Here is a 13325-nt window from a genome sequence, read left to right as displayed (position 1 = left end):
TACTTCCACTGTTCGAGCGGTTATCCTGCCGCGGCTTCAAGCGCCATCTGCACCGCGCCGATGACCGCCAGATGGGCGGGATAGTAGAGGTAGAAAAAGTGCTTCATTTTCCATTTACCGCGCTCATTGCCGAGCAGCAAAATCGGGAAGATCGCCAGCACGCAGAAGCGCTGCAAGCCGCCCATCACACCGGCAAGCGCCAGCAGACCGATCGCAAAACCGAGCCGCTCGCCGATGGCCGGCGGAATGCCGGCAAACACGCGCTCCCAGAGGATACGTCCCGCTGCGGCGTATAGCGGCAGCAGCACGCCGGCGAAGCCGTAGTCGATGTAGACCGTCCGGCACAGCAGGTAAAATACGGCGGCAAGCGCGGCTGTCAATGCCAGAAAGCGCAGTTTTCCGCTGCTTTCCCACGCTTCCATGCCGTACAGCAGCAAAATGGACATGCTCAACGTGATGAGCGCGTTGCCGTAGAAGCTGCCGAACGGCAGGAACGCGATAACGCACACTGCGCCGCACGCGAACACGCTGCCGAAGTAGCGGGCTTTGTTCCGCGTATAACGGCAGCCCTCTGCAATGCAGTAGGAGAACAGCGGAAACGCCAGCCGTCCGATTACGCGCAGCCACACCGCCTGCGGAAAAAATGCCGCGCCGATGTGGTCAATCGTCATGCACACCATGGCGAGAATCTTCAGTTGGTTCTTGGTCAGCTGTTTCACGCGCGTTCGCCACCTTTATGTATCAATTATAGCACGCCGAGTGGGAAAGGCAAAGGGCGTTTTGCGCCGTACCCACGGCGGTGGGCAAAAAGGGTAGACACCTACGGTTTCTACCCTCTTTGAACACCCGTTTCCCTTGGAAGCCTACCTTGGGTGCAGATAGTAGACTTCGTAAGCAGGAAAAGGAACGGCAGTCGGTCTACCTTTATTGTAGGGGCGCGCATTGCGCGTCCATTTCTCTACCTCTACGCAGTGTCGGCTACCGTACTGCTACACATGCGGGTTAATCAACGCAGGGCGCGGCATAACAGTGCCGCGCAACTCGTAAGTCTGGAGTTTGTGGACAGCACCTATGGATTAGGCGTTCGGTGCAATTTATCCTCATAGGTGCCGTGCGTTACAACGTGCCAAGGATTTGTGCGGCACTGCTATGCCGCGCTCTGCGTTGATTAACCCGCATGTGTAGCAGTACGGTAGCCGAAATGCGGAAAGGTGTTATACCACGCGGTAGTAAAAATCCTCTGCCGTTCCCCTTTTCCTGCTTACGCAGTCTACCATCTGCACCCAAGCCATTGAGGGAAAAGGGGAGATTCACAAGAGGGTGGAAAACCGCAGGTTGTCTACCCTCTTGTGCGCCCGCCGCGCGTAGCGGCACTCCCCGTCGTGGTTCACGGCAAAACTCTCCGCCCGGAAAGGGCAAACCGCCTGCGCGGTTCGGGCACACCGCAAAAGCTCTGCCTGCGAATCCCTGTCCGAGAGTACGATCTTAACGCAAAAACCGCCCCGCAAAGCGGGACGGTTTTAGAGAGGTGTTTACTTTTTCTTGTCCGGAGGCGCTGTGTGATGACAGCTGCCGCCGCAATGTGCGCAATCGCCGCCGCAGCCGCCGGACTTCTTGACGAAGACCGAACGAACCGCAAAGAACACGACAGCCACTACGATCAAAGCCAGAATTACATCACCAATACTCATGGTAAAAGCCTCCTTTCAAATACGGAAGGATCAGTTGGCGTCCACGCTCATGCGGCGCAGACCCTCGGTGGAGTCAGCCTTGGCCGGCTTGCGGAACAGCAGGAAGATGATCAGCGCGATGAACGCGATGGCAACGACCGTGCCGATACCGAAGGTCAGCTCGCCGGTGATCAGACCGCCGATCTGATAAATGATGGTGGATACAACGTAAGCGTAAGCACACATGTAGCCGATTGCAAGTGCGGTCCACTTGCCGTTGTTCATCTCACGCTTGATGGCGCCCATTGCCGCGAAGCACGGTGCGCACAGCAGGTTGAACGCCATGAAGGCATACGCGCCGACCTGCGTGAAGTCAGCAGCCAGCTCGCCCCAGATTTCGGAGCCGTCCTCGGCAACCTCGCCGACGAAGTGATACAGCTGACCGAAGGTAGCGACAACATTCTCCTTTGCGACCAGACCGGAGATGGCGGCAACGGTGGATTTCCAGGTACCGAAGCCCGGCAGCGTAAAGATCGGAGCGATTACAGAGCCGATGCGCGCCATGATGGAGTTGTCGATATCGGATACCGCGCAGAACGCGCCGCCTTCCCAGCCGTAGCCGAGGGTGAACCACATAAAGATGGTGGACAGCAGGATAACGGTGCCTGCCTTCTTAATGAAGGAGGAGCCGCGCTCCCACATGGAGCGGAATACGTTGCCTGCGGTCGGAACGTGGTAGCTCGGCAGCTCCATGACGAACGGAGCCGGGTCGCCGGTGAAGATCTTGAACTTCTTGAGCATGATGCCCGAGATGATGATGGACAGCACGCCCAGAACGTAAGCGGAGAATGCGATGGTGCCGGAGCCGCCAAAGAACGCGCCTGCGAACATTGCGATGATCGGCAGCTTAGCGCCGCACGGTACGAAGCAAGTGGTCATGATGGTCATACGGCGGTCGCGCTCCTGCTCAATGGTACGGGAAGCCATGACAGCCGGTACGCCGCAGCCGGAGCCGATCAGCATCGGGATAAAGGACTTGCCCGAAAGACCGAACTTGCGGAAGATACGGTCCATGATGAACGCAACACGCGCCATGTAGCCGCAGTCCTCGAGGATAGCGAGGAAGAAGAACAGGATGAGCATCTGCGGAACGAAGCCCAGAACCGCGCCGACACCGGCAACGATACCGTCCATTACCAGGCTGTAAACCCAGCCGTCCTCGTTAACGCCCATGGAAGCGAACAGCTTCTCCAGCAGCACCGGGATACCCGGAACCCAAACACCGAAATCAGCCGGATCCGGCTCCTCGGCGGTCATGGTCTCCTCGAAGGTCGCAAGAGTAACGTCCTCGGTGGTAACCTCACCGGAGTCCTCGTCCTCGAACTCGGCAGTGCCGACAACCGATGCAGCAGCCGGGTCTGCCTCGATGGCAGCAGCTGCGTCAGCGATGGCGGTCTCGTCAGCCTCCTCGGCCTCGAGCGCCTCGGTCAGAGCAGCGGTGTCGATGCCGGCCTCGTCAGCAGCCTCGAGCCATGCATCGCGGCGGGTGATCTGGTCGTCGTACTCGGCGGTTGCTTCCTCATAGTCGGCAGCGCCGATGGTGAACAGATGCCAGCCCTCACCGAACACACCGTCGTTCGCCCAGTCGGTGAAGATGCCGCCCGCGGTGGTTACGGAAACGTAGTAGACCAGCCACATGACCAGTGCAAAGATCGGCAGAGCGAGGATTCGGTTGGTAACAATGTGGTCGATCTTATCCGAGGTGGACAGACCGGTCTTTTTCTTCTTTACACAGTCCTTGACCAGCTTGCCAATGTACTGATAGCGCTCATCGGTGATGATGGACTCCGCGTCATCGTCAAGCTCCTCCTCAACGGCGGTGATGAGCTTCTCGATCTTGTCCTGCACGTCCTTGCCGAGCGTAAAGCGCGCCTGCACCTTGCTGTCGCGCTCGAACAGCTTGACAGCGAACCAGTGGCGCTGTGCCGGCTCGGTAACGTCTGCAATCAGCTTTTCGATCTCGTTTACCGCATTTTCAACGGTGTCGGAGAACTTGATGCGTGCCGGAGCCTTGCCTTCCTTGGCAGCCTTCTTTGCCGCCTCGACCAGCTCCTTGGTGCCCTCTCCCTTGATGGCTGCGGTCTCAACGACCGTAACGCCCAGTTCCTTGGACAGCTTCTTTACGTCGATCACGTCGCCGCGCTTCTTGACGATATCCATCATGTTCAGCGCCGCAACGACCGGAATGCCCATCTCGAGCAGCTGGGTGGTCAGGTACAGGTTGCGCTCGATGTTGGAAGCGTCCACCAGGTTCATGATGGCCTGCGGCTTCTCGTTTACGAGATAATCACGCGCAACGACCTCCTCCAGCGTGTACGGAGAGAGGGAGTAGATACCCGGCAGGTCGGTGATCAGGACTTCCTTGTCGCCCTTGAACTTGCCTTCCTTCTTTTCCACGGTAACACCCGGCCAGTTGCCGACATACTGGGTCGCACCGGTCAGATCGTTAAACATCGTGGTCTTGCCGCAGTTCGGGTTGCCGGCAAGTGCCAAACGAATTGACATGTTTTTTCCCCTTTCTTGGGATTAGTATCCGCTAACCCCTATGTAAAAAAATTTTAACGAATTTTCGTCTGCCGCAAAGCGATATCCGCGCTTCGTGCGAAGCACGCATAAAATCGGATTTGCAGCGCAAATCCATAAATTCCGGGAGCATGTATCACGGAATTTATACAAGGGACGAAAAAATGTGCCCAAAGGGCGCGGTTTTTCGTCAGTCCTCGATTGAAACCGTGGTTTCAATCGAAATCAGTCAACCTGAATCATCTCAGCGTCTGCCTTGCGAAGCGACAGCTCGTAGCCGCGCACGGTGATTTCGACCGGATCGCCCAGCGGCGCTACCTTGCGGACGTAGATCTCCGCACCGCGGGTGATGCCCATATCCATGATACGGCGGCGGGTTGCACCCTCGCCCTCAATCTTGCGGACGGTTACGGTGGCGCCGACCGGCGTGTGTCTCAGATTGCTCATTTGCGTTTGCCCCCTTTGCAATTAAACCATAATGCGCGAAGCCATCTGCTCGGAGATTGCGACGCGCGCATCCTTCACGTTTACGATCACGTTGCCTGCCAGAGAAGACACAACAGTGACCTTTGCGCCCTCGACAAAGCCGAGATTCTGCAGGAACTTTCTCGTCTGGTCTTTTCCTCGAATGGTCTTTACGGTGGTCTCTACACCAACGTCCATTAACGTAAGCGGCATAATGGTAATCCTCTCCTTTTCTGTAATCTCTGCGCGAAAAAAGTGTTTTTGTATCGGGTTAGAACACTCTAACCCCTTTATCATTTGAAGTTTACACCAGCTAACCTTTTGTTGTCAAGACAGAAAAAAAAGTTTGTCGAAGCTAACTAATTCGCACAGAGTTTGCCGCGGCTAATTGTGCAGTATGCTGTTGCTAACTGTGGGCATCCTGCAGATAGGAGGAAGCCCGCGGTCATTGTTCCGGATGACCGCGGGCTCATGTTGAGGCTGTCAAAAAACTATCGTTTTCCGAGCAGCCTCTCGCTCGAAACCACGCTTTCGAGCGAATACTGAAGAAAAACCGCGCCCTGACGGGCACATTTTTTCTTCCCTTGTATAAAAAGTCAGGTACACGCCCTGACTTTTTATGAATTTGCTCCGCAAATTCTATTTTATGCGTGCTACCGCACGAAGCGCAAAAATTAAAATAATACTTTTTGACAGACTGCATGTTATCGGGGTAACGCCGCTGCTGACCAGCCTTTTCCGCAGATAGGAGGAAGCCCGCGGCCATTGTTCCGGATGACCGCGGGCTCATGTTATGTTTTGACATACCGGGCAGTATGCCATGGGGTTTCCCCCGGGACAAGAAAGGATATTTGTATCATAACTGATACCGTCGTATCAGTTACGACCGTGAGTTAATTCGTTTGAAACCACGGTTTCAAACGAGGGACTTTGCCGAACGGTGTTCGGACAAAGTCTGGGTCGCAATCTGCGCGCCGCACGCGGCACACAGCATTGCTCTTAGGAGTATAAAAACCGTGATTCATGCTCCCGGTTTTTATGGATTTGCCTTGCAAATCCTATCGAAATTGCGCTTCGCGCAGGTAATATGAAGCGCGTTAAGAGAATTGCGGGATTGTTTAGAATGCTGCGAAGCCCTTGCCGAACTCCTTGCACTTTGCGATGCCGTCGTCGTCCGGGGTTTCGTTGAGGATGAGACCCTCATCGGTGTAGATGACAGCGTTTGCGTCGTTGGTACGCTGTACCCAGTCACGCATCCACTGGCCGTCGCCCCAGCCATAGGAGCCGAACAGTGCAACCTTCAGGCCGGAAATCTTGCTCTCCAGCTCGGTGAAGAACGGGTCGAACTCGGTCTCCTCGAGAACCTCAGCACCCATTGCCGGGCAGCCGAGAGCGATCTTTGCGTACTTAACAGCGTCAGCCGGGGTGGTGTCCGCAACGTTCAGTACGTCAACTTCCATGCCGCCCTCGCGGATGCCGTCTGCGATTGCGTTTGCCATCTGCTCGGTGTTGCCGGTCTGGCTCCAGAAAATAACTGCTGCTTTGCTCATGATAATTTTGCTCCTTCGCATGTATTGTTCTATATTTGTAGTTCTATCGAGTTATGCTATGCTGCAAACACTTCAAAAAGGGTTTCGCCCTTGTCAACGCGTCTGGTCACAGCGCGGCATACCCGCGATAGGCGGTCAAACAGTCGGGATGCCGCCTCGGCATCGCCGTACACCTTCCAGAGACCGCTCAGCTTGCAGCCCTTTCCGGCGTATCGAATAAAGCCCACAACGTCCTCGATCGGGTATCCGAGGAACAATCCGATCTCGTGCGGAAAGTCCTTGGACATGGCGATGCGGCGCTTGAGATTGCGCAGCAGAACATCGAGCGGCTGACCGATTGGGTACGCAAAGTGCCGGAGCACATGCTGCACCTGTGGGTCCGCCATGCGGCGTTCAAGCTGCGGCTTGTTGTATACCAGCAAGAGGAAACGTGCGCTGCAGGCGCAGACGATCTCGAAGTGAATTTCTCGTGCTGCGAAAGCATTGCGGTATTCGCTGAGCCGCTGCGGCAGATCGGGATATAAATTCCGGTCGCACGACACCAGACTTGCCGGTTTGATGCCCGCCAGTGTCGGCGAGCAGTAGGTTGCTAAAAGTCGATCCAAGCCATTTTGCATTGCTGATGCACCTCCCGTTTACAGTATTTCCGGTCTGTATGTTTGGTATGCGTTTTTCCCGAACAGCGCGGCTGCGGTTAGCCATTCAGCCGCGCAATGCCTTAATGGTTTTGTTCGGAATGATGCGCAAAATACAGAGGAAGCTGTTTCTTTTATAACTATTCAGCACGTTCCCGTTCCGTGAGGAAGCGTGCCGGTCAACGGGGCGTATCAGTAAGCCTCGGCTAACCATGTATATAAGTTAGCATATCCTAACCAATATGTCAAGCACTTTTTCGAGAGAAATTTTCGGCTGAATTCCGGGTGGTTAGGTTTTGCTAACTATACCGTTCGGATAGACGTTTTCTCAACGTGAGAACGGGCGTTTTTGCTGCCTTTTCGGGCGGGAAAATTTTTTCGGGATTTCCCGGATTTTCTGCACCGGCTGAGCGGGGCGCGCGAACTGCGTCAGCGTGTTCGCCCTGACGTGGCGGCTCCTTTTTTCTGCACCGGAAAGCCGGGGCACACGAACTGCGTCAGCGTGTTCGCCCTAACGGGCGGCTCCTTTTTTCTGCACCGGAAAGCCGGGGCACACGAACTGCGTCAGCGTGTTCGCCCTGACGGGGCGGCTCCTTTTTTCTGCACCGGAAAGCCGGGGTGCGCGAACTGCGTTAGCGGGTTCGCCCTTTCCGGGCGGGGAGTTTTCCGCTGAACCTCAGCGGGGAGTGCGCCTACCCGGCGGGGGCACAAGAGGGTAGACACCTACGGTTTCCACCCTCTTGTGAATCACCCCTTTCCCTTGGATAGTCTGGCGCAGATTGCCGACATGTGACCGCTTCGAAAAGGAGTACGGCAGAGGATTTTTTCTTCCGTGTTTTTCGCAACCTGTTCGCAGGGTCAGATAGTGTTCTGCTACACAGGTCGGCTACTTCCAGCAGGCGCGGCATAGCAGTGCCGCGCGATCCTTTAGCGCGTTATTATAGACAGCACCTGCGAGGATAAATAGTATCAAACGCCTAATCCGTAGATGCCGTGCGGTATAACACGTTAAAGAGTTGCGCGGCACTGTCATGCCGCGCTTGCGCAGATGAAACCGTCTGTGTAGCAGTACACTGTCTGTGAACTGCGAAAAGGCGAAGAAAGACATGCTGTGGTAACCCGACTGCCGTTCCCCTATTTCGAAGCGGTCACATGTCGGCAATCTGCGCCGGCCTAAGAAATAAAGGGAAACGGGAGTTAAGAGGGGAGAAAACGTAGGGGTCTACCCTCTTGCCCCGCCGCGGGGCGCGGCGAATCCCCGCGCTCCGCAGAGCGCAACTCCTCGCTTGATTTCAAGCGAAAAACTCTCCGCCCGTTAGGGGCGAACACGCTTGCGCAGTTCGCGTCCCCCGCTCAGTTTGTGCTGAAAAGGAGCCGCCCCGGATAGGGCGAACACGCTAACGCAGTTCGCGTCCCCCGCTCAGCCGGTGCTGAAAAAAAGAAAGGGCATACCTTTCGGTACACCCTAATGTATAAATTATTCCACTTCCACGCCGTTGATACGCGCGGATTCATCCCCGGTGAGCGGAATGACAAGGCATTTCTGCCCTTCCACAACCTCGGTATGGACGTTTACGGCTCTCTCCTGCGGCATGCGAACGTCGATGACCGTGCCGGTCTCCCACGGAACGTCGTCCTCGTCCGTGTCGGCGGCGTTTGCCGCCTGATGCGCCAGCTCCTGCTGCAGCACTGCCACCTTCTGCTCCAGGGCGGCGGTATGCGCCTTGACCGTGCCCTCCTCGACCAGACGGCTGTCCAACACGTTATGCGCCTGCGGCGGCTGGTCACCGAACACCTGCTCGTACGACTTCTCGATCTGCGCGCGCACGCTGTCCGGCACCTCGGCCTCGGTCGCCAGACCGGAAACCGCCTCGGCGGTCAGCTCGACCGGCGGCAGGCTCTCGTCCTCCTCCCGCTCGGCCACCATGGCGCTGATGGTCTTCTGCATCTGGAAGAACGCCGCGTCCGCCTGCTCCTCGTCCTCACCGAAGGCGTCGTGCACCACGTTCTTGAATGCCAGCTTGTCCTCGGCAGCCGTGCGCTGCGCGACACAGCCGAGCACGTTCTCGATGAACTCCGGATGGGACGGACGGCCGGTCTTGACGTAGTACATCACGGCATTGACGTCACTTCCGCGGTTTGCAAACGCCGGGTACACAAAGCCGAGGTCGGGCAGACCGACAACCCAGTCGCGCTCACGCGCACCGATGCGGTTTTCGTCCTCCCTGTAGCCGAGCGCAGGCTTCGCCAGCTCGACCGGACAGACCGCGCACACGCAGTACGCATACAGCTCGGTGGACTCGTCCTGGTCCTCGCCCGAGGTGGCCTTGCTCGGCACGTCGTACACATCGTGGTAAACCACGATCAGGTAGTTGCCCGGGTAGCTGTACTCCTCGATCACCTGCTCGTACAGGCGGTCAAGCAGCTCCTCGTTCGCCAGCTTGCTGTCCTTGAGCGTCAGCAGGTATTTCTGGTGCTCGATGCCGCTGTCGCTGCGGTCAAACTCCAGTTCCAGCAGGTTTGCGCCGAGCGTGCCGCTGAACGTCTTTTTGGCGATCTCGAGGTACTTGTAGTATTCATCCTCTTCCAGTTCGGAAAACTGCTCGGTGAACTTTGTCACGATCTGCTTGCCGCTGTTGACGTAGCAGCCGCACAGACGCCCGAACGTGCATTCGGTCTTTTTCAAACGGCGGCGCAGCTCCTGCACATCGCCCTTGGTGATATTCATAGGTTTCGCTCCTTAGCGTGTGGATTCGGTATATACAAGTATACGGCATTTTCCATGCAAAAGGCAAGCATTTTCACACAAAAAGCGGCCGACCGGGTAAGGTCAGCCGCAAATTGACAGGTTTTGCGCCTGTGTGATATACTTAGTTTACGGAAACGCTGTTGCACACGCAGTGAGCAATCACTGCAGGCGGTCAGATCTTCTTCTTCCCCACGGTCTGTGGGCGGAAGGAGGTGCTGCGCATGAGGAAGAAAGCCTTTGAGCTTTTTATCTGTGCGGTCATTGTACTGTACATGTTCCTTATAAATGCGCGATGACCGCTTGGCTCGTACCCCAAACGGTCATCGTCTTAAAACATGGTGATTAGTTGTAAGGTCTGACCGCTGCGCACAGCGTTTCCCTTTAATTACATTATAGCACACTTTCAGGCGCTGTCAACCTGCGGAAATTGACATTTTTCGCACGTCCTGCTATACTGAATACGTGGAAACGCTGTTGCACACGCAGTGAGCAATCACTGCAGGCGGTCAGACCCTCTTCTTCCCCACAGTCTGTGGGCGGAAGGAGGTGCTGCGCATGAGGAAGAAAGCCTTTGAGCTTTTTATCTGTGCGGTCATTGTACTGTACATGTTCCTTATAAATGCGCGATGACCGCTTGGCTCGTACCCCAAACGGTCATCGTCTTAAAACATGGTGATTAGTTGTAAGGTCTGACCGCTGCGCACAGCGTTTCCCTTTAATTACATTATAGCACACTTTCAGGCGCTGTCAACCTGCGGAAATTGACATTTTTCGCACGTCCTGCTATACTGAATACGTGGAAACGCTGTTGCACACGCAGTGAGCAATCACTGCAGGCGGTCAGACCCTCTTCTTCCCCACAGTCTGTGGGCGGAAGGAGGTGCTGTGCATGAGGAAGAAAGCCTTTGAGCTTTTTATCTGTGCGGTCATTGTACTGTACATGTTCCTTATAAATGCGCATTGACCGCTTGGCTGATACCCAAACGGTCAATGACTAACAATTATTGACTTCGTGAAGGTCTGACCGCTGTACACGGCGTTTCCCTTTAATTACATTATAGCACACTTTCAGGTGCTGTCAACCTGCGGAAATTGACATTTTTCGCACGCCCTGTTATACTTAACTCGTGGAAACGCTGTTGCACACGCAGTGAGCAATCACTGCAGGCGGTCAGATCTTCTTCTTCCCTACGGTCTGTAGGCGGAAGAAGGTGCTGCGCATGAGGAAGAAAGCCTTTGAGCTTTTTATCTGTGCGGTCATTGTACTGTACATGTTCCTTATAAATGCGCGATGACCGCTTGGGTAGCCTCCAAACGGTCATCGTCCAAAAAACGCTGATTTAATGGAAAAGGTCTAACCGCTGTGCACGGCGTTTCCCTTTTTGTATCTTTATTATACCACACTCCCGCGCAAAGTCAAGCGCGGGAGCATTTTTATGCCTGCTCTGCGCTTTCACTCTGCCGGCTCTCTCCCGGAGCGTTCCCCGGTTTCTCCGGCGGCTGCACCCTCACCTCGGGCGGGTTTCTCTTATCGCCGGACTGCCGAAACCGATCGTCGATATGCTCGCGGAGTCGTTCGGCGTGGCCGCTGCTGCGCGAGGTCACGGTGATGCTGACGCTCTCGCCTTCCTTTGCTTCCTGCCGGACGGTATGCTCCACCGCCTTGTCAATGTGTACAAACCGCGGAATTTTGCTGTCCGGCGGCTGCTCCCTGCCGGAAACGCGGGTGCCGAGCACCTGATCGAACCGGTTTACCGTATACTCCACGCTGTCCGTGCCGCCCACGACGCTGACGCTGGCATACGGCTCATACGCGGCGTACACGCCGGTGGTCGCCATGCCGCACAGGACAGCCACACACGCCGCCCAGGTCAGCGGCTTTTTCCACCGTCTGCGGCGCTTCGCCGGAATCCGAATCTCCTGTCCGACCGCTCTGTTCTTCGCGTCTACAAGGCGAACTGTGCCGTTCTCCGCGAGTGCGGCGGCCTTTCCCGCTCGAATATCCGTAATTATCGCACGCATTGCTCTGCCTCCTTGCGTATGGTCTGCAGATAGGTGCAGAGGATGGGGTAATCGCCGTCGATGAGCAGCGCCGCCGCTACAATGTAATCCCGGTGACGGGTTATCGTCCGCGCCGACACGCCGCACTGCTGCGCGAGCGCCTTGATCGGCAGGCTGTGCGCGCTCTGCATGGACGCGAACAGCACCGGCGAATGCAGCAGCGTGCCGACCGCCGCGGCGCAGCTGCGGCGCGTCTTGTCCGACTTGGGCGAGCTTGCCGCTAAATCATAAAACGCGAATCCGTACTTCTCAAACACCGTGTTTGCCGCCTCGATTTCCTCCTGTGCGCTGATGGGCTTTGCTTCGCTCATCTGCTCCGCGACCGCCTGCTGCATGGCGGCGTCCGCGCTCTCGCGGTCCACCGTGCCGTCGAACGTCTGTGGGGCAAGCGGCGTTTCCGCATCAAACCGGTGCTGACTGCGGTAATGGTCGGCAAGGCGCCTGCCAATCACAAGCGATGCATACGCGCCGAACGGTCCGCTTGCCGGGTCGTAGCCCTTGATGGCTTCGTAGAAGGCCAGCAGCGCGACCGAATATTCATCGTCGCTGCGCGTGACCGCAAAGCCTGCGTGCCTGCTCGCGCACCGGAGAACGAACGCCTCGTGCGCCTGAATGAACCGCTCCAAAAACGGCTCGTCCGTGCGTGCGCGGACTGCCTGTGTGCTCGTCTGCATGCCGCCGCCTCCCTTCCTTTGATATGAGACTATACCGCATAATTAAAGCTGCGGCGCTTTTTGGTAATTTTGCACCCTGACTTTGTTGCGCCTTTTTGCAATACACAAAGTATTGCTGCAAAGCCGCGTCGCGTCAGGTCACAAAATTCCTCACAAATCGCTCTTGTTCAATTATGTGGTATAGTCTTATTCTAGATTTGCTGTGTGTTGAAACGGTGTACCGACTGTTACCGTTCTGCGTAGACTTCCGTATGTTTTGAAGGACAAAAAACAGCACCGCAGTTTGCATTCTGCGGTGCTCTTTCATTCGTTCAGGCTGTTGCTTTCTCGTTCTCTTCGCGCGTTAGCGCGCATTCAATAGGATTGCATTGCAATCCATAAAAACGGGGAGCATGTATCTGCGCAGCGCGGTCAAGAAACCGCGCAAGGATAGCGCAAATTTTTATACTTCTGGAGGGAGAAAGTTTCAACCAACGGGCGGAACTTTCGGACGACTTTGGAACGGCCCACGGTCCGTTCCTGCTTGTCGGCGAAACTGTAGTTCTAATACGAAAAAAACAGAGCCTATTTTCTCCACGCATACTATTTTTTTGATTAAGAACCAAATTACCACTCAAAGACCGCACAATAAGAAATTTTTAACCATTCTAAAAACGATGCACTGCAAAATGCCCCAAGTGTTAATGGTTCCATTATCGTCTGATAATGTTCATCTGGTGTTAACTGGTGTTAAATACTTTGGTACATTTTCTGGTGCAAACACTCTACGGAAGATGGTTCAGTCAGCAACAACGAAGTCAATCACAAACGAACAAACCAAGACGGAAAGCCGTCCTTTGAAGTTACATTCAGAGGGCGGTTTTTGTTTACTCCGAAGTTAGGCTATTTAGCCTGTCACAGCACTCGACCGGCAAGCTGCGGCGTGCAGCGCGTAAGCC

The 13325-nt window shown here is 55.6% G+C and carries 10 protein-coding genes; all 10 read right to left on the bottom strand.

Annotated features, from left to right (window positions below; genetic code table 11):
- Positions 1-20 precede the first annotated feature (20 nt).
- On the bottom strand, positions 21-719 hold the full coding sequence (locus tag DW724_RS05180; protein ID WP_118760866.1) for a TraX family protein: 699 nt from the start codon (positions 717-719) through the stop codon (positions 21-23).
- Positions 720-1532: 813 nt separating this feature from the next.
- Positions 1533-1691 carry a FeoB-associated Cys-rich membrane protein gene (locus DW724_RS05175; protein ID WP_243022106.1) on the bottom strand — a complete coding sequence of 53 codons (159 nt, stop codon included), beginning with the start codon at positions 1689-1691 and terminating at the stop codon, positions 1533-1535.
- A 30-nt stretch (positions 1692-1721) separates the two neighbouring features.
- The gene (feoB, locus tag DW724_RS05170; protein WP_118760865.1) at positions 1722-4235 is read right to left on the bottom strand and encodes a ferrous iron transporter B; all 2514 of its coding nucleotides are present in this window, start codon (positions 4233-4235) and stop codon (positions 1722-1724) included.
- 243 nt (positions 4236-4478) lie between these two features.
- Complete coding sequence (locus DW724_RS05165; RefSeq protein ID WP_110435064.1) at positions 4479-4700, bottom strand: FeoA family protein; 222 nt, start codon at positions 4698-4700, stop codon at positions 4479-4481.
- A gap of 21 nt (positions 4701-4721) precedes the next feature.
- Positions 4722-4931 carry a FeoA family protein gene (locus DW724_RS05160; protein WP_188885631.1) on the bottom strand — a complete coding sequence of 70 codons (210 nt, stop codon included), beginning with the start codon at positions 4929-4931 and terminating at the stop codon, positions 4722-4724.
- 905 nt (positions 4932-5836) lie between these two features.
- The gene (locus DW724_RS05155; protein ID WP_116704598.1) at positions 5837-6268 is read right to left on the bottom strand and encodes a flavodoxin; all 432 of its coding nucleotides are present in this window, start codon (positions 6266-6268) and stop codon (positions 5837-5839) included.
- A 56-nt stretch (positions 6269-6324) separates the two neighbouring features.
- On the bottom strand, positions 6325-6885 hold the full coding sequence (locus DW724_RS05150; protein WP_118760864.1) for a DUF3793 family protein: 561 nt from the start codon (positions 6883-6885) through the stop codon (positions 6325-6327).
- A 1495-nt stretch (positions 6886-8380) separates the two neighbouring features.
- Positions 8381-9631, bottom strand: coding sequence for a DUF4317 domain-containing protein (locus DW724_RS05145; protein WP_118760863.1), 1251 nt, complete (start codon positions 9629-9631; stop codon positions 8381-8383).
- A 1455-nt stretch (positions 9632-11086) separates the two neighbouring features.
- Positions 11087-11674 (bottom strand): hypothetical protein, encoded by a 588-nt coding sequence (locus tag DW724_RS05140; protein ID WP_118760862.1) that lies wholly within the window; start codon positions 11672-11674, stop codon positions 11087-11089.
- Positions 11662-12387, bottom strand: coding sequence for a sigma factor (locus DW724_RS05135; RefSeq protein WP_118760861.1), 726 nt, complete (start codon positions 12385-12387; stop codon positions 11662-11664). Before DW724_RS05135 ends, DW724_RS05140 begins: the two co-directional genes overlap by 13 nt.
- Positions 12388-13325: the final 938 nt, after the last annotated feature.

Origin of the sequence: Butyricicoccus sp. AM27-36 (assembly GCF_003480945.1) — a bacterium.
GTDB lineage: Bacteria > Bacillota > Clostridia > Oscillospirales > Butyricicoccaceae > Agathobaculum > Agathobaculum butyriciproducens.
This window is presented reverse-complemented; position numbering and strand designations above follow the sequence as displayed.